We start from the raw sequence: 21,603 nt of genomic DNA on the forward strand, positions 1-21,603 counted from the left end.
CGATAATAGATAAAGGGAACACCATTATCGATCCTACAGCAACGAAAAGAGGCCATCCGATTAGGGATAGCCTCTAGTCTTTTTACATACCTATTTTTCGTGGCTACAAACGGTAAGAACCTATTCCTCCATCAGCCCCCACAGCGTGGTAAATGCCGCACCTTCCAATTGAAAGAACACAGGCGCATTGGCATATCGCACATATTGGCCGCCTTTGAACAGTCTTAACTGGACTTCCGTCCCGTCCTGCAGCTGGATATACAAAAATTTCTGCTCGCTAGGCCCGGTCTCGTAGATCCCTTGCTCAAACAAAGGTTCGGCCGCGATCGGCTTCGCTTCATATAAAGCTTCAACGAAGGCTTGCACCTCCGCATCGGCGGAAAGCTCGCGCAGTTTGTTCTCGCCCATGTTCCAGCTGTCGAAATCCTGCCATTTGACCGAAGTCATATTCCCCATCAGATTCAGCTTGCCGATGATATCCTCGCCCTTGGCCACCGTAATCCCGTTCAGATGCTCATACAATTCGGCGTAGACTTCCCCGTCGTGCTCCATGTAGGACATGATTCTAAAATCGGCGTCATATCCCTTAACCGTGAATATATCCATTTCGCCGATTGTCGAAGCAAGCTCCGTGTAATCATCGGAGGTGCTCCATTCCGTAATCCCCGACTTCGACCGTCCGAGCTTGTCGCCCCGCAGCTGCTTGGCGATTTCCGGCGTGATTTGCGTACCGGTTTGGGTGTAGATATTGCCCTGGTATACAACCAAACCGATCATGTCGGCTTTGACGTTGCTCTCGCCCGGAAGCTCGATTTTCGGAATGGTTACCGGATCGTGACCAACCTTCGCGGTCGGCGGGGTATTCGCCCCAGTCCCTTGTTGAACCACCGGAATATCGCTGACCGCTGGCTCGTTCTCAAGATTCAATACCAGCGAAGTCACTACCACCAGCCCCAGCATAATGGCCGCGGTGACGCCGGCGACCCCCATTCGGCTCATTCTTGTCGTTTGACGCTGATTTTGTTTCATTCCTTTCATGATTCGCTCCTCCAATCCTTTATCAGGTTCTATTCGATCTATCAATGATTTGTAGTCATTCCGATTCATCAATCGTCCTCTCCTTCCAAGTCCATACGCAGCAGCTTCCTGCCGCGCTGAAGACGCATCTTGACCGCAGACTCGTTAATCTGCAAAATCCCGGCGATTTCCTTAACGGAATAATCCTCGTAATAAAACAGATGGATGACCGACTTATACTTGAACGGCAAACTCATGACGTTATCCATCAGCGTCCGTTCCGACGGTTCGACAAAATAATCGTTCATATGCTCCATCTTCGTTACCCGCTTGCGCCACAGGCTCCCTTGCATGTTCTTGCAGTGGTTCGTAATCACCCGGATGAGCCAAGCTTTCTTATGCTCCTGGTCCCTGAAGTCGGGCGCTTTATATATCAGTTTAATGAACGTCTCCTGAATGGCCTCTTCGACATCCTGTTTGTTCCCAAGGTACACCATTGCTATTTTAAAAAGCATATCGCCATATAATTCATAGATTTCCGTAATATCTCCGCCCGGCCGGAGCGAATCGATCTGCATCGCCTTTAGACCTCCTTTTACCCTTAACACAGTTATGGACGCGGATCGGTCACATTTTGTTTTTAAGTTTTTCGGATTAAAAAAGAGGGGGTCCAAAAAGCTCTTAGATCTGGTGTGCCCCCTCTTTCTGTTAGGAGACGCTCCGTGTACGAATCGTTCCTCCCACCGCTGTTGTCCCCAAATTTCTTGCAATGATTGTAAGTAAGGGAGAAATTCGGGGACAAAGCATATGCTTTCGATGCGAGCTTTCCGTTGGAAAGCTTTCAGACGAACGCTGGCACTTGACCGGAATCGTTTCGTATCTCCGCTACCCTCAGAAAACACTTCATTTAGACATATGAAGAGAACCACATCTTCACAAAATGGGTGTGTGACCCATTTACGTAAGAAATAGTGTAACAAAAAAGCAAAAAAATAGCGGTGCTAAGGATGATTCCTAGCACCGCCATTTCTATATTTTCAGCTTTTGATCGATTGGAGCGTTCTTCAGCAGATTTTGCTGTTAACCCCCCTTGTATATCTCAAACGCAAATCCATTAATCATTCCACCTGCTATAGAACCTGTTTATTTTACGTACGTCAAATCCTGCATCAAACGATGGAGCACAGCGGCGCTTTCGCCGCGGGTGGCATTCGATTTAGGATGGAAGCGCTGCTTCGGATCTCCGTTCAGAATATCAAGCGCCGCCAATTCATACACCGCCACCTGAGACCAAGCACCAATCGTGGACGCATCTGCAAAATGAGCTTTTGCCGCGTTGACGGGGTTGTATCCGGCATACTCCAGCGCATTGTAGGCCATCACGGCCATCTCTTCGCGCGTGATCGTCCGATTCGGCTTAAAGGTGCCGTCCGTGTAGCCGTTAATGATATCGGCATCGACGGCTGCCTGGATCGCTCCCGCGTACCATTCGGATGAGGCCACGTCCTGGAAGCTGCCTGACGCAGCGTCTGCAGAAAGTCCCAGTGCCCGGACGACAAGCGCTGCGAACTCGGCCCGAGTGACTGGAGCATTCGGAACAAAGGCCTGCTCCGTGCGCCCGGTTACGATCATTTTGGCCGCAAGCGATTCAACGTCACCCTTCGACCAATGCGACGCGATGTCCTGGAACGTTACCGGGTTCCGCAACACCAGGTATGTGCTGTTGGTTCGGCTATAGATATCGATTCGTTGGCCGTTCACTTTGAACGGCACCGGTGTGTATTCATTCCCGTTTCCATCCACTCGAACAACTGCAATGTCCGTCAACGCATGCGATTTGTCGACATTCAGGGACCGCTTCACATACGATTGGAACGAATCCAGCGTGATAGTCTTGCCATTGCCGGACTTCACCTTCACGGTGTAGCTCACGGCTTGCAGCGCATGATATCCTTTGGACGCCGCTGATTTAAGGGCATCCGCATCGACAGCAAGCTGAATGACCAATTGAAGGCTGTTCATGTCCGAGCCGGCTTGGGCTGCCAGCGCTTGAAGATCGATCTCCGTCTTCGGAAGTTCATAGCTTCCGTAAGGCGTCGCTACCACCAGCACCTGCGCGCTTGTCTGATCAAGCCACGCACGCAGCGCTTCATTCTCGATGGTAACGGATGAAGAAGAGATGGGCTGCGTGCTTGTTACCTCTACGGTAACTTTTCCACCCGTAGGCTGTTTCAGGGCTTCCTTCATGGCCGCTCCGGTCACGCTGCCTGTAGCCATACCGTTCTCCACCTTCACCGGCACCTTAATCTTGCCTGGCTCCGCCGGCGGCGTCGTGCCAGGGTTGGAAGGATTCACGGGAGGCGTCGTCGGGCCTGGAGTTCCAGGGTTGCCCGGCCCAGGCTCTCCCGGACCACCCGGAAGCGGCGCTCCCTTCAAGTCCGTAATCCGTCCTTCCACGGCGGAGGTCTTGGCCGTGATGGTGCCTACCTTTTTCACATAGTTCGAGAACACCTCATAGTCAGGCTTATAAAGCAGGTTCACGCGCCCTTCCAGATAAGCCTTCTCGAGCGAAGCATAGAAATCGCCGCCCTTAGCGGTAAATGCGTTCGTCGCTACTTCATACGATTTATTCATGTCGATCGGCTCGTATCCGTTCTTGCCTTTCACCTCGATGCGCAGGACGCGTGATCCAACCGGCTTGGTCGAATCATAATAGAACCTCATGCCCGCGATATGCGGAAAGCGCCCGTCCTGAGCAGGGGTTTTGGAGACCCCGTTCTCCATGGCTTCTTTAATCTCGGCGCCCGTTAACGTGATCGTGACGAGATCATTGTTAAACGGAAGCACCGTCATGACGTCACCCATCGTGATTTTGCCTGCTTCAATCGATTCGCGGATGCCGCCGCCGTTCTGCAGGGCGATGACCGCATTCGTGCCGGCGGCTTGCGCCGCATCCAGCATGCCATCGGCAATCAGATTGCCGAGATTCGTTTCCTTCGTGCGGACATCGGCGCGGACGCCGTTAAGCTTCACTTCTGTCGTGCCCACCTCCGTTTGTTTCAGTTCCTCTACGCCCGGCTTATATTTGGTATTCAGAATTTGCAAGGCTTCGGGATCCGGCTGAATTACATACTGCTCATTGCTATCTTTCTCGTCAACGGAAATGAGGCTGCTGTTCCACTCTTGCAGAACACCCTCGTCATCAAATACAACCTCAAGCTGGCCTAAGAATTGACCTTTTTCACCCGTCTGCACGATCAGCTTCGGTTCGCTGTCCGTACGGTCCACGACCGCCTGATCCAGCTTGGTATGACTGTGACCGCCCACGATGATGTCGATGCCCTCGACTTCCTTCGCAAGGTTGACATCCACGTCATAACCGAGGTGCGACAGTACGACGATTTTGTTGATACCTTCATTCCTCAGCATCGCTACGGTGTCTTTTGCCTTTTGCACCGCATTCTCAAAGGTAACGTCTCCCGGCGAAGCGATGTTTGCCGTGTCTTCGGTTGTCAGTCCGATGAGGCCAACCTGCTCCCCGTCTACCTCCATGATGATGGCCGGGTAGATGGTTCCATCCTTGGCATCCCGGGTCACTTCATCCTTGAATTTCTGGGTCAATAAAGCATCGGCCGAAAAATTCACGTTCGAGGAAACAAACGGGAATTCCGCATGCTCGATGAAATCGTTCAGCACCTCGGAGCCTTTATCGAACTCATGGTTACCGAAGGTCATGGCATCATATTGAACCAAATTCATGAACTCCAGATCGGCAAGCCCCAAATATTGATTAAAATACAGCGTGCCTGAGAATACGTCTCCCGCATCCACGAGCAGTGGATTGACCGCATTCGCTTTGGCTTCCTTGATTGCCGTAACCCGGCGCGCAATATTATCCGGCGAGCTTACGGTGTCCAGATTGGCATGCGTGTCATTGGTATGCAAAATCGTCAGCGGGAAGCCGTCCACGGCTTCTTCCTTCAGGTCGATCTGGGCGACGACCGGATCATGATCCGATACGCGGCCCTTGGAGGCCGGGAAATCGGCGTTCAGATGCACGATATCGACTTGCGTAGAACGGGTCAGGTTCTTGCTGACCAGAATATGATCCAGCACCTGCGAGTTTCCGTCATACGTGTACGTGTACTGCTCCATGAGCGGAAGCGTCTCGATCAGGTTGTCTAATTCGTTGCCCTTTAAAATGTTCGCCGTCTCGGTAAATTGGAAATCATTCAAATCCCCCAGCACGACGACGTTCGCATCAGGATTAGCGGACACCACGTCTTTCACGAATCCGTTCACGACCGCTGCGATCTGATGGCGCTGGGTTTCACTGGAGAGAACCGGCGGCTGGGTATTGCCGAATGGCCCTTGATCTCCGGATTTCGAGTTAAAATGATTCGCGATGACGATCACTTTTTCCCCTTGAAATTCGAACTGTGCTGCCTGCGGCTTGCGCGATGCGTTGAATGCCGCATTCTGCGGATCAATCCGGCCCGGATTCAGGGTTAACTGATCCTTCGCCGCATCATACGCCACGGATTCCGTCGGGGATCCCTTCTTGCCCTGAACGCTGTCCGATAACTGGACGCGATCCGCGTTGTAGAGGAACCCGACCCGGATGTTGGCTCCCGGCGCTCCCCCGTCGTTATTATTCTCTGGTTCAATGTCGGTAAAGCTGTAAGTTGGTCCGCCGGCTGCCTTGATGGCGTTAATCAAGGTCTGGTAGCTTTGATCGGCCGCGGTGGTTCCGTTGTTCTGCTCTCCGTTGTTATCCTGTACTTCCACGAGACCGATAATATCCGGAGACTTGATGTTGTCTACGATCGATTCCGCCAGCTTGTTGATTTTGGCGGAGCTTACGCCCGGGTAGAAATTTTCAATATTATACGTCGCTACTCTGAGCTGTTCGGCATTCACGTCAATAGTAGATACCTCTTGCTTAAAAGAGCTGCTGTCGATTGGAGGCAAGCTGTCTTTGGCAGGGATCACCTTGAAGTTCCCGCCGTTATACCCGATCACGCCGATCACATCATCGGCAAACGTATCGCCCGTGCTCACTTCCTGACCCGGATTGCCGTAAGCAATCAAAAGACGCTGCGGGTTGAAATTGCCGTTCTCTTTCAGAACCAGCCCGCCCGCCGGCGTAATGACATCGGCGACATCATTTTCGACCCGGGTCGCAATGTTGTAGGTTCCGCTGCTTGTCCAATAGGGACTAATGATCGTTGGCTGCGGAAGTCTGACCAACATGCCCTCCAGCGACTCGTAGAAGTCGATGGCATCCTCCTCCGGATCGAACGTGGTCATGCCGTCATTATCGATAATGGCAGCCGGAATCGGACGTCCGCCTTTGCCTAATAGAACAGGGCCCGGCAGCTGCTGTGCCTGATCGAGCTTCTTGAACGATTGCAGCTCGATTTGAGTGGAAGTCAGGTTGCTGGAGCTTCCCTCGTTATACTCGGCCACTTTACCGGCTACGCTTACCAGATCTCCGATTTGAGGACGGTTTGGATCCGTGGAATACACGAAAATGGCGTCCGAGGTATTCGGATTGGAATCCGGCTTCGGATCCTGGATATAGAATCCCTTAATGCTGCCGTTAGAGAACGTATAACCGTACTGGGTTACAACGCCTTCAATATCGGTTACCGTCTGTCCGTTATACGGCGAAACATGGTCCTCGCCTTGGATATCCGCGATGCGCGGCTGCTGAGTGGCCTTGTAAGCAAATTCGTATACCTTGCTCACATCCACACCCGAGACGACGATCGCTTTGATGGTCGTATCACGGTCAATCTGAATCGGTGCGCTGTACAGCGTGCTTGCTGTCGTAGGAACCGATCCATCAAGCGTATAATAGATGCTTGCGCCTTGCGTAGGGCTGGACAGCGTCACCGTTCCCCCGGTAATGATCGGTCCGGCACCCGGACTTGCGATTACGGAGAACATCTCTTCGATTAAGGCATCCTCGCCTAACGGAATCAGCTCATAGATATTTCCGAACTGCTTCACCACGCCCGTGATGCGGCTGAAGGTTTTCACCGTCTTCAGCTTGGACAAGCCGGAATAGATGATGAATTCATGCCCGCCTTGCTCGGCTGTGTATTCCCCAGGTCTATTCTCGGATTTGATGGTGACATCATTCAGGGAGACTAGTCTTGCCTCATAATTCTCCCCTGCAGCTGAAGATAGATCAGCTCCGGTAATTGGGAGAGCCTGCGGCACTCCGACTTGGTTCCCCGTTACGTCGTGCGGCAGCAAGGCGTGCGGTTTGATCTCCTGAAGATTGTTGTAAATCTCCATCACGCCGGCCACGCTCACCCGGTCGCCAACGCTGGCATTAAGCGGGTAATCATAGAGCACGATACCTGCCGTATCGTCTTGAATATAGGTCTCTCTCCCTTCGATATGCGTAATGATACCTTCCGTCCAAACATGCTCGCCTTTCGCCTTGCTGCGGGCATCAGCGACGGACGTTTGCGTTAGAATATCGTATTGGAACGAGGAGACCGGCCCATCCGGCTGGCCATCCTGGGCTGCATAGGCATCCACCCGCGTAGGCTCGTTAAGGATGATCGGGCCATTGACGAGCTGGAATCCGGACCCGTTCCCGCCGGACAAATATACATCCGCATATACGGAAGCGCCTACCGTAGGCGGATTCAGCGTAATCTCCGTTCCGGCTGGCCAGGCATTCGGCACCGGATTGGCCGTTACCGCTCCCAGGCCCGAGCCAGGCGTGACCGGCGTAACGGGACTCGCACTGTTCCGGGGATCGGGCGTCATAACGGTAAAATCGGCCGCATTGTTATCCGTGTCGCGGCCGCGGTCATTTTGACCAACGGTCAATTCCTTGCGGATCGCTGCCGTGCTGTTGGATAGAGCTGCGGTCGGACTCGTTTCATACTCTGAAGCGGACCCATAGCCAATGAGGTCGATGCGATCGCCAGCGGCGTTCACCAGATCTACTTTGCCATTGGAGCCGCTAAGGTTCAATGCTCCTGCAGCATCAGCTGTCGGCAAAGAAGCACCTACCGAGCCGCTACTCTGCTGTTGGATTAAGTAATAAGCATAAGGTTCTATGGTACCAGTTAAAGAGGTCGTGCCGTTAAAAGTGCCTGCTGCGCTTGCATAACGTACCTTCCAGCCTGTAAGGTCGACCGGACTGCTGGTCGGATTGAACAATTCGATAAAATCATGAGTAAAAGATGCCCCGCTATTCCCGCCGCCACCGTACACTTGGCTGATCACAACCTGGTCATGTCGGGGAGAAGCCTCCGCCACCTTCACGGGACTGAAAGGAACGATGATACTCAGAAGCATCACGATAACCAAAAGCACACTTAACGGCCTTTGGCACCTATGTAATCGAATGCGCATTCAGGTGTTCACTCCTCTATTCTATTAAATTTTCTTACCTTATTTACTATATATACCAGATATGTTTTGGGAGTTCTAACCTAAAGTATGCTGGATGTAAAAAAACCTCCGATAGACCTAAACCCAAAGCTGGATAGGCATATCAGAGGTTCTATTTGTCTTACATCGACTTGCGCAATGCGTTACCGTTTACCTGAATCGAACGGCTCCCCTACCGCTTTCGGCGCATTCGAGGATTTGGAGAAAATCACGAGCGCGATCAGCGTGACGATATAAGGGAAGATCTTGAGAATGACCGGCGGGATTACCGCCAAGGACGGAATGACTTGGGATACATTGGCTACCGTCGTGGCAAATCCGAAGAACAAGGTCGCCAGCAGGATGCCGAGCGGCTTCCATTGTCCGAAAATGAGGGATGCCAGGGCCAGGAACCCCAGTCCCGCAACGTTCCCCGTAAATTCGCCGGAATACGTCAACAGAATGACAGCCCCCCCGAGTCCGGAAAAAGCACCCGAGATCATGACGCCGACATACCGCATGGACTGTACCTTAATACCTGCTGCTTCCGCTGCGTGCGGATGCTCGCCGCAGGACCGGAGTCGCAGACCGAACGGTGTTCTGTACAATATTAGTGCGCTGAGCACTAACACTAATAGAACAAGCCAGGTTGTTGCATAAGTTTTGGTAAAAAACAAATCACCGATGACCGGTATTTTCGACAGCACGGGCACATCAAACGATTTGAAACCACTCGTAATGCTGATCTTGCCGCTCCCCGTAATGTTACGGGCAAGGAAAATCGTCAGGGCGCCCGCGATCATGTTGATCGCCGTACCGCTTATGATCTGGTTGGCACTGAGGTTGATGCTGGCAAAGGCATGCAATAGCGAGAATAGCGCGCTCGCCGCCGCCGCCGCCAACAGGCCTACCCATAATACCCAAGATTGGCCGGGCCATTGGGCCTGCATTTTGAATATGACAAAAGCTCCGATGAAAGAACCGACAATCATCAAGCCGTCAAGGCCGATATTGACGACCCCGCTTCGTTCACTGAACAGCGCGCCCAGGGCGGTAATCAAAAGCGGGATCGTGTAAGCGATGGCATACGGAAAAATCTGTTCAATCGTTGTCCACATATGTCCTTACTCCCCCTGCTTTTTATTCGCCGCGCGACGCAGCTTCAATTTACGGTATAGACGCTCGATCAAGATGCTGGTTGCCGCAAAATAGATAATGATGGCGATGATCGAATCGGCGATTTCCGGCGGAATCTCCGTCATGGCACTCATAAACCCTCTGCCGGAGTAGAGAATCCCGAAGAACAGTGCCGACACCAACACACCGATAGGTGCGTTGATTCCAAGCAGAGCGACGGCAATCCCGTCAAATCCCTGGCTCGGCAGAATGCCGATCTGCATGCTGGAGGCATTACCCGTATACTGTGCAACACCCGCAAGACCCGCGAGGCCGCCGGAGATGAACATGGACAACACGATGCTGCGTTTGACAGCGATACCCGCATATTCGGAAGCATGCCGGTTGAATCCGACCGCTTTCAATTCGTATCCGAGCGTTGTTTTATTAATAAGGAAAGCGACGACCAGAACGGCGATCACCGCGATAAATAAGCCCAGATTGACATAGGAACCTTGGAACATATCGCTGAGCCACTGCTGATGCAGCATGGCTTCCGGCGGAAGCTGGCGCGATTCCGTCTCCAGGCTCGCCCCTTTGAAGTAACCCGGAATGACATAATACACGGTCCAGTAGGCCGTCCAGTTCATCATGATCGTGGATACGACCTCATGCACGTTATACTTAGCCTTCAGGAAACCTGGAACAACCGCCCATAGCGCACCGCCCATAAACCCGACCAAAACCATAACCAACAGGAGCAGAGCCCGCGGCAGATCCAGCAAAAGGCCGACAGCCGTTGCACAGAAACCACCAAACAGCATTTGGCCCGCAGCACCGATATTGAACAGCCCGGTACGGAAGGCAAAAGCCACGGACAAACCGGTCAGAATAAGCGGAGTCGCCGTCGCAAGCGTATTTCCAATCCGCTCCGGATTTTTGAGCCCGCCTTGGAGGAGATACTTATACCCTTCTACCGGATTATGTCCGGTCAGCGCCATAAGCAGTGCCCCCGCGATGAGTCCGAGCAGGACGGCAAGCAACGATTTTACGCTGTTATTCATGTGGTGCCTCCTCTTTTTGATACCCGGCCATCATCAGTCCGAGTTCTCTTTCGTTCGTTTCGGAGGTTTTTACGATACCTACCAGTTCACCGTTATTGATAACGGCTATGCGGTCCGACAGATTCAGCACTTCATCAAGCTCCAGGGAAACAAGCAGAACGGCTTTCCCTTTGTCACGCTGTTCGATCAGACGACGGTGAATATATTCAATCGAGCCTACATCAAGTCCTCGGGTCGGCTGAACGGCAATAAGCAGATCCGGATCGCGCTCTACCTCGCGGCCGATGATTGCTTTTTGCTGGTTACCGCCGGACATCGAACGCACGATCGACCGGCCGCCCGTTCCGGAACGCACATCAAAGCTCTGAATGATATGCTCCGCATGCTTGCGGATCGCTGCCGGCTGCAGCAGCCCGTTCTTGGAATACGGTGGGCGGTTATACACCTCAAGGATTAAATTCTCTTCAATCGTATAATCCAGCACGAGGCCCCTCTTCTGGCGGTCCTCCGGAATGTGGCCGATTCCGCTCTCGTTCCGCTGGCGGACGGATAGTCCATTAAGCGCCTTACCATTCAGACTCACCGTCCCGCTCTCCGCTTGACGCAGTCCGGTAATGGCTTCCACCAGTTCCGTTTGACCGTTGCCGTCCACGCCGGCAATGCCCACGATCTCGCCCGCATGCAGATCCAGGCTGAAACCTTTAAGCGCTTCGACTTTTTTACTGTTCTTCACGGTAAGCGACTGGATCTCTAGCACGGTCTTGCCTGGACGGCTATCCTGTTTGTCCACCTTAAAGGAAACGCTGCGGCCCACCATCATTTCGGCCATCGCTTCGCGGCTCGTGTCCGCCACCTCAACGGTGCCAATCGTTTTTCCCCGGCGGATGACGGTGCATCGGTCCGCAACCGCTTTAATTTCTTTCAGTTTGTGCGTGATCAGAATGATCGACTTGCCTTCGTTGACCAGATTCTTCATAATGCCCTGCAAATCTTGGATTTCCTGAGGGGTCAGCACCGCCGTGGGCTCGTCAAATATGAGCACTTCCGCATCGCGGTACAGCATTTTGAGAATTTCCACGCGCTGCTGCATCCCTACCGAGATATCCTCGATTTTGGCATAGGGGTCTACGTTGAGCCCGTATCGTTTGGACAACTCCTCCACCCGCTTGGCTGCGGATCTTACATCTAAACCAAAGTAATACTTGCGCGTCTCGCTGCCAAGAATAATATTCTCGGTCACCGTAAACGGCTCGACCAATTTAAAATGCTGATGCACCATCCCGATTCCAAGTTTGTTCGCGACGTTCGGATTCGAGATCCGCACGTCCTTGCCATTGACTTTGATTACGCCACGGTCAGGCTGGTACATGCCAAACAGGATGCTCATCAGGGTCGACTTGCCCGCGCCGTTCTCGCCGAGCAGCGCATGAATCTCGCCCTTCTTCAGTTGAATCGTGATATCGTCATTGGCCACGATCCCGGGAAATTCCTTGCGGATGCCCACCATCTCGACAACATAGTCCATGGTTTTGGGTCCTCTCCTTCTTATGTGTTGATATCTTCCTGTGCATAAATTGCTTTAAAAAAACGCGGATCGACTCACTTCCAAACAGCCAGAACGCAGTTACATAGATCGATTCTACATTCCATATCAGGATGCAATCGCTTGCGCCGGTGATACGGTCTGATACCTAAAATAGCCCCACAAAGTGGAGCCTATGCTTCGATGCTTGTTCCAAATACTTTGCGGAGGCCTCAAAACATATACATGCGATTACAGAATTGCTTACGCTTCGCTGAAATAACTTATACATTCTAATACCTTAAAAAAAGACGGAAGGGAATCCGTCTTTTTTTAAGTATCGCTGCTTTTCAAGTAAGCCTATCCACGTTCCGTAGATAACCTTGATGTCTTGATTACTTAATCAAATCGCCTTGCTCTCCAGCTACTTTAATTTCGCCGGCTTTGATCTTGCCAAACACTTCGTCTACTTGCTTCAGTACGTCCTCGCTCAGATTCGGATTTTTATCTGGGAGGCCGACCCCGTCATTAGTGGCATCCAGCGTGATCGTTTGTCCACCCGGGAATTTGCCTTCGATTTCGGCTTTGATCATATCGTAAGCCGCATGGTCGATTTTCTTAACTGCCGAAGTGAGAATAACGGACTTGTCGCCTTCGTATACGCCGTCTTGGTACTGATCAACGTCGACGCCAACGATCCAAACCTCGGATCCTTTCTGCACGCGAGCCTTCGCTTCGTTAATCGCGCCGACGCCAACGCCGCCTGCTGCTGCGAAGATCACGTTCACGCCACGGTCATACATTTGAGCCGCCAATTGGCTGCCTGCTGCAACATCGTCAAAAGATCCTTGATACACAACGTTCTCTTTATTAATCACCAGTTTCGTGCCAAGATTCTCGTTGGCATAAGCTACACCCTGCTGGAAGCCCCAGTTGAACTTCTGTACAGGAGGGATTTCCATGCCGCCGATAAAGCCTGCTTGTCCATCCTTCACATGAAGCGCAGTCGCTACGCCAGCCAGGAAGCCGGACTCCTGCTCTGCGAAGAAGATGGATACGGTATTTTCCTTAACGACTGGATCGGCGTCAGCTGTAGGGCGTGGTGATCCGTCGATAATAACGAATTTAGCGTCTTTATACTTGTCTTGTGCTTTAAACACCGCTGTTTCAAATTTGAAACCTGGCGTCACGATGAATTTATATCCGGCATCGTAAAGGTTTACAATTTCCTTCGAATAGTCAGCCTCTGTCTGTCCAGCTGGCTTCTGGTATCTATACTTCATGTTGAAGTCCTTATTCGCCTTCTCAATACCTTCATATGTGCCTTGGTTAAACGACTTGTCATCGATCGTTCCCGCGTCCGTAACCATCCCTACCATGAAGTTTGCCTTAGGTGCGTCGCCGCCTGCGCCGCCGCTTGGCTCTGACGCCGGTTTGTCGCCGCAACCTGCCAGCATCGTGACAGATAACGCCAAACTGATTAAAGATATGACCCCTTTTTTCATTAAGGATAACCCTCCTAGGTATATATGCCCGAATACGAGATTCGCGCTATTTACAATATATTAATAAAAGTGACCCTTTTCAACATAAATTTGGGTGAATCTGTCAAACTGCATCTGTGCCGCGGTGAAACGTTTAAGACATGTTTTATTCCAATTTTAGTAGAGATAGGGAGACGTAATTTTCGCATCGTTGATTTAACGGTTTTTATAGATAACACGGGGGTTACAGGCGATGTGATACGAAGCGTGGACAAGGATTCAGACCCTTTGATTTGGTAAAAAATAAATGCGCTTTACGAAAAGAAAGCACCTTGGCCAAGGTGCTTATAAACATGCAGTTCATTCGATGAATGGCTGTGAATGATTATTCACTTGCGACGGACTTTCATCATGCGGTTATATGTAATGAATGCGGCAATAATCATCGCGATAAAACCCAGATTGCTCGCCGACTCCGGCGACATGCCGAACACGCCCGCCAAACTCGTAACCAAGTTATTCGTAAGCAGCGCCACCGCAATCAGCATGACCGGACGCCACACGCTGTACCTTTTCATCCTCGCAACACCCCCAGGCAGTTTCGAAACCATTCAAACGCAAACCACTTAAGTCGCTTAGCTTCATCTATTAGATGCATTATACCATGAATAAGTATGCGTTTACATTAATCTTAACTTTCGCAGTATGAATTTTTCAAATAGCCCGCAATTACTTCATTATATGAGACGTGTTCATAAACATCGGGATGCACCACCTATTTATCATACGGTCATCAAGACCGATTCGAAAGCAAAAGCCATAGGTCACAGCGTGGAAATCACGCTGCGTCCATGGCTTTATTTTTACGAAACATAAATTATCATTCATTATGCCCCGACAGAATTTATCACGGAATGCCCTCATCCTAAATCAAAATCATAGAAATCAGGCCGCATGCCATCGGAATCTGAGCTCGTGCTGGAATAACTCATCAGTCCTTTTTATTGTACTCGAATGAAACCTTAACAGGAGCCGGCATTCCCTCCATAGAGAGATAGGCGTCGCAGGTTCCCTTTAAATTGCCGGTAAGCTTGATCGTAAATTGGAAACTTCCCGTTTCCGTACTGGTCGTCTGGCCTTCGTACCGAACTTTCCCTTTCGAATCGAGTATTTTCAAATTCACTTGGGACTGACTGCCGTTCACGACCAGACCGTCGATCGTCAATTTCTTCGCAGCGGCATCCACCACAGCTCTCGCGCCGTCGATCGCAGCGCCACCCCCCGCAAGTCCATCAACGCCGAGAACTTCGATTTCATCAAGGAAGACCCAGACGTTGACCGGGAATTCGACTTTGACATACCGGGCGTATACTTTATCGGCTCCCGCTTTACCCGGCACGCCGTCTGTTATTCCGCTCCAACCCACGAACTCGGCCGAGGCAGCAACTTGTGCCGGTGGCGGAGTAACGGTTGCCAGCGTGCTCCAGGATTCGCCGTCAGATGAAACGGAAAAAGTGACGTTCGGAGGGAAATAGATGCCGGGTCCTTTATCCTGAAGAAAATGGGCTCTAATGGCCCCGATCGATTTGTTGCCGCCCAAATCAAATGTGATGGTGCGGCTTCGTTCGTCAGGGTAATCGCTCCCCGCATGGGCCTGCCACTGCTCGGTGCGGTAATCCGTCCCGCCGAATCGGCCGTCCGTAAGTTCGTTCCCGGAATCGGGATAGTTGCTGTTAGGAGGCAGCGAAACCGTGTAATTTTTGCCAAGAACCAGATTGCTGAGTCCCCAGCCATCAGACCAGGTATGAATGAGAACTTGGGCGTAGGTATCAAGCAGCGTTGCTGCCGGAGCGGAAATCAGCCCTTGCGCCTGCACGGCCGGGTCGTGAATGTGCGCGAGAAAATCCTGCATGTACGTTACGGCATCCTTCGGCTTGTTATCGTCCAAAAGAAGTTTGATGGTCTGCAATCGATACAACAACTCATTGCCAAAAGCCGAATTGATTTCGTTCGACGCGACATAACGCTGTACAAGCTCCGTCATCGTCTCCGGCGCCGGGCTGCTGTCCATGGCGTACGTTCCGTTCAAATACTGATACAGCCAGTCATACATTAAACGCAAACTTGGATCCTTGCTTACCCCTAAGTTGTAGACTGCATTATTGCCTTGATAGTGAGCTCTGAAGCCATTTTGCATCAGACCGGATCTGACGCCGCTGTCCAAGTATTCGATAAAGCGCTCGCGAAGTACGGGATCCGTCAGCATTCCGTCATCAAATTCAACTTCGTTCCCCATTCCGTACCGCTTTGCAGTATTCGTAGCATCGTCCAGACGGTCGGAATCCATTCCGCCGAAGAAATAGTTAGGCTGAAGCGCAGCGGCATCGAACCCTGCGTCTTTCCACATAAACATTTTGTAAGCATATGAGTGTGGAATCCAGAAAACCTTCATGTTCATGGTGTGCACTTTATCCGACACCATGCGAGCTATGTCCGGTCCCGATTCGGATATGTCGATTTGTTCCGGCATCCAGTACATGCCGACAAGCTCAAGATTGGAGTAGTTGGCAGCTTGCCATCTTTGCCGGGTCTGGTCCAGCCACCACTGCACCGCTTTTCCTCTGTTTTCAGACGCTTTTTCTTTGCCTACGACAGAGTCGTTGAAATTCAAGGAACCGCTGCCGTCAATGTCGCCAAAATCCGTTAGGGATTCCCCTGGATTCGGAATCATTAACACAACCTTGACTTGATGATCGGGCTGTTTCAGCTTGGCCCCCACTTCCTTGGCAGCCTCATTCAACTGCTGCATATCGCCCGTTGCTGCAAATGTTTTATCCAAATACCATTTCCAATCGTCCAGGTTCGTTTGTCCCAGACCGAAATCGCGGCCGGCAGGCGAAGCAATCCCGAGATATAGAACGCCGTCATAAAGCCAATCGACCGGCTCGCCGTCTTTATTTACATAGCTGATATTAGGGATAATCCGTTCCTTCTTCCAATCGCCCAAACCATTCGCGTATTGTCCGTTATACAGCAGATTCAGATTTCGAATCCCGGCGGTAGCTTCACCCGGCTCCAAAAAACGAGGCTGCTCAGCAGGAACCTTTACGGCCCCGTCAACCTCGCCGTCCATACCCAAAATTTCGATTTCATCAATGTATTCCCACTGTGTAGGATGCATAAAAAAGGTCACCTTCACATAACGGGCATAAGCCAGCTTGCCATCCGTATTCCCGCCTTTGATTCCATCCCGGCTGCCATCCCATTCAAAAGTCTCATGTCTGGGCGGTCCTTCTCCCCACAGAAGCTGCGTAGCGTTATGGGAAAGCAGCCCCCAATTTTCCTTATCGTCGGAGACATACATCGATACGGACAGCGGCACGAGAATCGAATTCGTAGGAAAATCTTGAAAGAAATTAGCTGTGATCTTTCCAATTGACTTTTCCTCACCGAGATCGAACACGACTTCGCGGGTCTTTCCGCGCAGATGTCCTACCCATGCCGGGTCGTTCATATCCAATGCGCCGTATTTTCCGTCCGTAAGCTTGTATCCCTCATCGGGATGCGAAGCTTCCGGAGCTTCAGACCATTCATACGGAAGGCCTGCCGCGAGATTGCGGAATTGCGTCTCTTTCACAGCCGAAGATATTTGATTTTCGTCTATTGCTTGTGGTGCCTGTTCCGCTGCCGGTTCACCAGCATCCGTCAGTTGATCTAGATCTAGTTCGACCTGTGGATGACCTGTGTCCTTTCCTGTTTCCGTCTGGTCTGCACCTGCCGCCTGCAGGACAGTTACATCCGGAACAAGCGATTTTGCCTGAACCGCAGAGAGCGGAGCCAGTAGTAATACGGCTGCCATGAATCCGGACAACCATTTTTTATTCAAATTCATCAAGGCCAACTCCTCTTCTTTATTCTCGAGTACAGAAATATCAAAAACTTTAAACCCTTATTTCTGTTCCGGGTGAACGCTAGATTTTAATCCCCCCTTTCGCGAATTCCACCATAAGCAAGCAGCAAAGCGTATAAGATCGGCTTCCTCCGAAGAGGAAGCCGTCACCACCGCGTCCAGTGCCGCCAGCGGGGCGAAGTTTCCAGTGGGCAACGGCAGTAGTACAGCGCAGCCAAACACTCCACACTTCGAGCGATCTGAGGCGTGGATAAGCAACCTTCGGTTTATCCGTGTTCAAATGATTCTGTTCTATTTCGCCTTCGCCGCCAGGAACTCGTCAATTTGCTTTTGCAGTTCCTGCTGAATTTTTTTGAGGGCAGGGCCGGCTCCCGCTTCAAATTTCTTCAATGTCTCGTCCGGATCGATAACCCCGTTGAACAGCGCCGTGTAGTATTGCCCATCGACTGTATTGTACTGGCTGACCTCGTTCTGCACCGGGGTACTGTCAAATTCGAAGCCGGCCAAAATATCGGTCGTGAACATGTCGGCATCCTTAAGCACAGCGTTCAACTCCTCATTCTCGCCCTTCACATCACTCCGCTCATCGACGGGATTCCACAGCCAAACATAGCCGAAAGCAGAGTAACCGGATGTATCCAGGGTTTTCATTTTGTCGTCGCCTACCGCTTCCCAATGCTTCCCTTCGATTCCGTAAGAAAGCAGGTCGTAGTTTTCCTTCTCATTGGCCCAGTTCAGGAACATAATCGCCCGCTCCTTATTCTTGCTTACCTTCGGAACGGCTAGAAAGTTCCACTGTTTGAAGTCGGTGATGTTCGCGCCCTTCTCCGGATTAAAGAAGGTGACCGTCTCCAGCTCGCTGTCCGGCACATTGTTCTTTAACGTGTTCTTGAGGGAATCGCCGATGCCGAACGCGCCGTTCGTGACGATTGCTACTTTGCCTGCCGAAATCGGCTGGTGAAAATCTTTTGTCGTCAAAATGTCCTTGAAGATCAGTCCGTCTTTAAACCACTTGTGCGTGTTCGCCAGCCACGTTCCGATCGGCTCCCGATCCTCCAGCAAATTGTAAACTTTGCCGTCGTTGTTCTTGTAATAGAGCATCAGGCTGTTGCCCAGGGCGTGGGTCGGTCTGACATGGGTTTCGTAATCGTTCAGCGCATGGTGAGCGACAAATGAATAAGTGCCGGAGCCTGCGGTCATCGGGATGATGCCTTTCTCCTGCTCTTTCACCTTGTAGGCGAAAGCGATCAAATCTTCATAGGTTTTAATCGGCGGTACGCCGAGCTTCTCGCGAATATCTTTGCGCACCATGTAGGAATTGCCGGACATGTAGCTGACGCCGAGCGGAACGGCCATAATTTTGCCGCCGTATTTGTTGTAGTCCCACATTTGCTGCGGCCGTTTCTCCAGCACCGTTTGGCCGTACTGGGCCAACAGGTCATCCAGTGGTTCATAGAATCCGTTTGCAATCATCTGATTGATGTGCAGCCATGGCGCATCGAAGATGAGATCGATGTTTTCGCCGGAAGCAAGCGTCACCTGTGTCTTTTGCGCCAGATCGGACCAGGGTACGAAGACAACGTCGAGTTTGACGTTGATCGTATCCTTCATCCGCTTTTCTGCCTCGGCGATGACCAAATCCATATCCGACGGCCGATCGCCGGGAATCATGATTTTCAGGGTCACCTCTTCAAGTTTGGCGTCACCGCCGGCGCTGTCTCCGGTTTGCCCCGACGGCTCAGGTGCCTTCCCTTCCCCTTCCTTCTTGCCCGAACAACCGGCAATCGCGACGAGCGCGATCAATAACACAAGCGCGATGGACAATAATCTTTTCATGGTTCCTTCCCCCTGAATCAATAATAGAGAAAACAGACGGATGAGCCGGTTCATAAACAACAGCGGTTGAAAGCTCGAACCGGCCAAACGCCTTCACGTTTGCCGCTCTACCCTTTTACCGAACCAAGCGTCAAACCTTTAATAAAGAAGCGCTGTATGAACGGATAGACGAACACGATCGGGCCGATGGTAACGCAGACGATCGCCAGCTGCATGCCATAGGTCGGCACGACGACGTTGTACTGCGTCTGGCTCCCGCTCACATAAGCCATAACATTCAAGTTGGACATAAGCTGGCGGATCATCATCTGCAGCGGCAGCATTTTGTGATTGTCGATAAACAGCAATGACAAGTACCAGTCGTTCCAATATTGCAGCGCGTAAAACAGGCTCACCGTGGCGATAACAGGCAGCGAAATCGGCCAGATGATGCGAAAGAAAATATAGAGATCATTGGCGCCGTCCACAGTCGCAGCTTCATTCAATTCATACGGCAGCGTCCGGTAGTATGAGACAAGAATGAAGGCATAGAACGGATTAAGCAGATAGGGCAAAATGAGCGCCCACACCGAGTCCTTCAGATGCAGCCAGTTGGCGATCAGCATGTAAAAGCCGACCAGTCCTGCGCCGAACAGCATCGTCAGGAAGGTTAGAAATGATAAAATATGGCGGTACTTCACTTTCCGGTGGCTCAGCGTGTACGCATAGGCAGCTGTCAAGAGTACGCCCAGCGCCGTGCCGGCGATCGTCACGATAATCGTAATGCCATAGCTTAGAAACACCTGCTTGCCGGAAAGCAGAAATTTGTACGCATGGAGGCTGAATTTGCTCGGCAGCAACTGGTATCCCGCCGTCTGCAGAAGCGATTCATCGGCGAACGAGTTGATGAACACAATCCAGAACGGAATGAAGCAAAACAGCGCAAAAGCACCCAGCACTCCATACATCAAAACAAGAAACAACCGTTCTCTCACTTCGATCACACCTTAACTGGTTGGGACTGAAGCAAAGGGCCGGTTCGGAGCTGGAGAAACGCAAGTGGTCGCCTTTGTTCCCGAATCGTATCCGCTTAACGAGCTTATACGATCATAACGATTCGGGAACAACAGCGATCGGAAGCCCGAATCCGGCCTCATGCCAACTCGCCCAACCTTCCTTTTAGAATAGTCTTGAATCCGCGTCCACCTTGCGCGCGATCGCATTGAAGATCAGAATCGTGACAAGCCCCATGCAGGACTGGTACACAACAACGGCTGCGGACATGCTGAAATTCCCCAGCTGCCTCAGCGCACGAAACGCATACGTATCGATGACATCTGTCGTCGGAAAGAGTATGCCGTTATCTCCGATGATCGCGTAAATCATGCCGAAATCGCCGTAGAAAATACGGCCTATGCCAAGCAGCGCCAATATCATGACGGTCGGCCGCATCAACGGCAGCGTTATGTAGAGCATCTGCTGCATCCGGCTCGCGCCTTCTATTCGGGCGCTCTCGTAGTATTCCGAGGAGATGCCCGTAATGACGGCCAAAAAAATAATGGAATTATAGCCGGCAATCTTCCAGGCGCTAATGACGGTTAAAATATACGGCCATACGCCAGGCGTCAAATACCAGTCCACTCCTTCGTAGCCAAGGGCGGCAAGCGCGCGGTTAATGAGCCCCTCGGATGTGCTGAATAGCGTCAACGTCATCATGCTGACGACAAGCCAAGAAATGAAATACGGTAAAAAAATTAACGATTGCGTGATTCGCTTGAACAGCCTGTTACGGATTTCGTTCAGAAAGATAGCCAGCACGACCGCACTGCCGAGGCTGGTTACGAGAAACAGTGCATTCAGGAAAACGGTATTCAACGTCACCCGCAGCCAGTCTTTCCCATTGAAGAAAAACTCGAAGTTTTTAAATCCGACCCATTCGCTCCCCCATATTCCATCGGATAGCCGGTAATCCTGGAAGGCGAGCAGATGCCCGGCCATGGGCATATACGCAAATACGACCAGAAACGCAATGCCGGGCAGCGCCAGCAAGTACAAATACCGGTTCCGCGACAGCTCGCGCACAAACGACCCGCCAAACCTTCTACGTCGCTCCAAAGAGCGTCCCTCCTTTCTTGTGCGGCTTGCAGGATTTGAACGGAGCCATCGTAGCATTCACGGCTGCTGCTTGCCTAGTTCTCATTGGCCGGATTCGGTTCTCGCGCGGCCGATTCGCGAGCGTTCGGCCGGTTGTTATTGGTCTGGCCGGTTCTCTAT

The 21,603-nt window shown here is 51.6% G+C and carries 12 protein-coding genes; all 12 read right to left on the reverse strand.

Annotated features, from left to right (window positions below):
- Positions 1–120: 120 nt before the first annotated feature.
- The 12 genes from BMX45_RS14415 to BMX45_RS14475 all read right to left on the reverse strand — a co-directional run bounded on the left by BMX45_RS14415 (position 121) and on the right by BMX45_RS14475 (position 21,444).
- A complete protein-coding gene (locus tag BMX45_RS14415; RefSeq protein WP_254778075.1) occupies positions 121–1,038 on the reverse strand; it encodes a hypothetical protein in 918 nt (305 codons plus the stop codon).
- A gap of 68 nt (positions 1,039–1,106) precedes the next feature.
- Positions 1,107–1,595, reverse strand: a complete 489-nt coding sequence (locus tag BMX45_RS14420) for an RNA polymerase sigma factor (protein ID WP_090910262.1) — start codon at positions 1,593–1,595, stop codon at positions 1,107–1,109.
- Positions 1,596–2,160: 565 nt separating this feature from the next.
- A complete protein-coding gene (locus tag BMX45_RS14425) occupies positions 2,161–8,343 on the reverse strand; it encodes a 5'-nucleotidase C-terminal domain-containing protein (protein ID WP_254778089.1) in 6,183 nt (2,060 codons plus the stop codon).
- A gap of 239 nt (positions 8,344–8,582) precedes the next feature.
- Positions 8,583–9,536: an ABC transporter permease gene (locus tag BMX45_RS14430; protein WP_090910264.1), complete on the reverse strand. Its 954-nt coding sequence runs from the start codon at positions 9,534–9,536 to the stop codon at positions 8,583–8,585.
- Positions 9,537–9,542: 6 nt separating this feature from the next.
- A complete protein-coding gene (locus tag BMX45_RS14435) occupies positions 9,543–10,598 on the reverse strand; it encodes an ABC transporter permease (protein WP_090910265.1) in 1,056 nt (351 codons plus the stop codon).
- Positions 10,591–12,123 (reverse strand): ABC transporter ATP-binding protein, encoded by a 1,533-nt coding sequence (locus BMX45_RS14440; RefSeq protein ID WP_090910266.1) that lies wholly within the window; start codon positions 12,121–12,123, stop codon positions 10,591–10,593. The genes BMX45_RS14435 and BMX45_RS14440 overlap by 8 nt, the downstream gene beginning before the upstream one ends.
- Before the next feature lie 392 nt (positions 12,124–12,515).
- On the reverse strand, positions 12,516–13,625 hold the full coding sequence (locus BMX45_RS14445) for a BMP family lipoprotein (RefSeq protein WP_090910267.1): 1,110 nt from the start codon (positions 13,623–13,625) through the stop codon (positions 12,516–12,518).
- A 368-nt stretch (positions 13,626–13,993) separates the two neighbouring features.
- Complete coding sequence (locus BMX45_RS14455) at positions 13,994–14,182, reverse strand: hypothetical protein (RefSeq protein ID WP_090910269.1); 189 nt, start codon at positions 14,180–14,182, stop codon at positions 13,994–13,996.
- Between the two features lie 413 nt (positions 14,183–14,595).
- Positions 14,596–17,496 carry a DUF4855 domain-containing protein gene (locus tag BMX45_RS14460; protein WP_090910270.1) on the reverse strand — a complete coding sequence of 967 codons (2,901 nt, stop codon included), beginning with the start codon at positions 17,494–17,496 and terminating at the stop codon, positions 14,596–14,598.
- Between the two features lie 309 nt (positions 17,497–17,805).
- Complete coding sequence (locus BMX45_RS14465) at positions 17,806–19,350, reverse strand: extracellular solute-binding protein (RefSeq protein ID WP_090910416.1); 1,545 nt, start codon at positions 19,348–19,350, stop codon at positions 17,806–17,808.
- A 107-nt stretch (positions 19,351–19,457) separates the two neighbouring features.
- Positions 19,458–20,324 (reverse strand): carbohydrate ABC transporter permease, encoded by an 867-nt coding sequence (locus BMX45_RS14470; protein WP_090910271.1) that lies wholly within the window; start codon positions 20,322–20,324, stop codon positions 19,458–19,460.
- A gap of 184 nt (positions 20,325–20,508) precedes the next feature.
- On the reverse strand, positions 20,509–21,444 hold the full coding sequence (locus BMX45_RS14475) for an ABC transporter permease (RefSeq protein ID WP_090910272.1): 936 nt from the start codon (positions 21,442–21,444) through the stop codon (positions 20,509–20,511).
- Positions 21,445–21,603 lie beyond the last annotated feature (159 nt).

It is taken from the genome of Paenibacillus sp. cl141a, from assembly GCF_900109305.1.
GTDB lineage: Bacteria > Bacillota > Bacilli > Paenibacillales > Paenibacillaceae > Paenibacillus_AQ > Paenibacillus_AQ lautus_A.

Bases quoted from the DNA above. Each gene is read 5' to 3' on its own strand.
- BMX45_RS14465 (WP_090910416.1), bottom strand. From the start codon at position 19,350: ATGAAAAGATTATTGTCCATCGCGCTTGTGTTATTGATCGCGCTCGTC.
- BMX45_RS14420 (WP_090910262.1), bottom strand. From the start codon at position 1,595: ATGCAGATCGATTCGCTCCGGCCGGGCGGAGATATTACGGAAATCTAT.
- BMX45_RS14440 (WP_090910266.1), bottom strand. From the start codon at position 12,123: ATGGACTATGTTGTCGAGATGGTGGGCATCCGCAAGGAATTTCCCGGG.
- BMX45_RS14430 (WP_090910264.1), bottom strand. From the start codon at position 9,536: ATGTGGACAACGATTGAACAGATTTTTCCGTATGCCATCGCTTACACG.
- BMX45_RS14415 (WP_254778075.1), bottom strand. From the start codon at position 1,038: ATGAAAGGAATGAAACAAAATCAGCGTCAAACGACAAGAATGAGCCGA.
- BMX45_RS14445 (WP_090910267.1), bottom strand. From the start codon at position 13,625: ATGAAAAAAGGGGTCATATCTTTAATCAGTTTGGCGTTATCTGTCACG.
- BMX45_RS14455 (WP_090910269.1), bottom strand. From the start codon at position 14,182: ATGAAAAGGTACAGCGTGTGGCGTCCGGTCATGCTGATTGCGGTGGCG.
- BMX45_RS14435 (WP_090910265.1), bottom strand. From the start codon at position 10,598: ATGAATAACAGCGTAAAATCGTTGCTTGCCGTCCTGCTCGGACTCATC.
- BMX45_RS14425 (WP_254778089.1), bottom strand. From the start codon at position 8,343: ATGCTTCTGAGTATCATCGTTCCTTTCAGTCCCGTGAAGGTGGCGGAG.
- BMX45_RS14460 (WP_090910270.1), bottom strand. From the start codon at position 17,496: ATGAATTTGAATAAAAAATGGTTGTCCGGATTCATGGCAGCCGTATTA.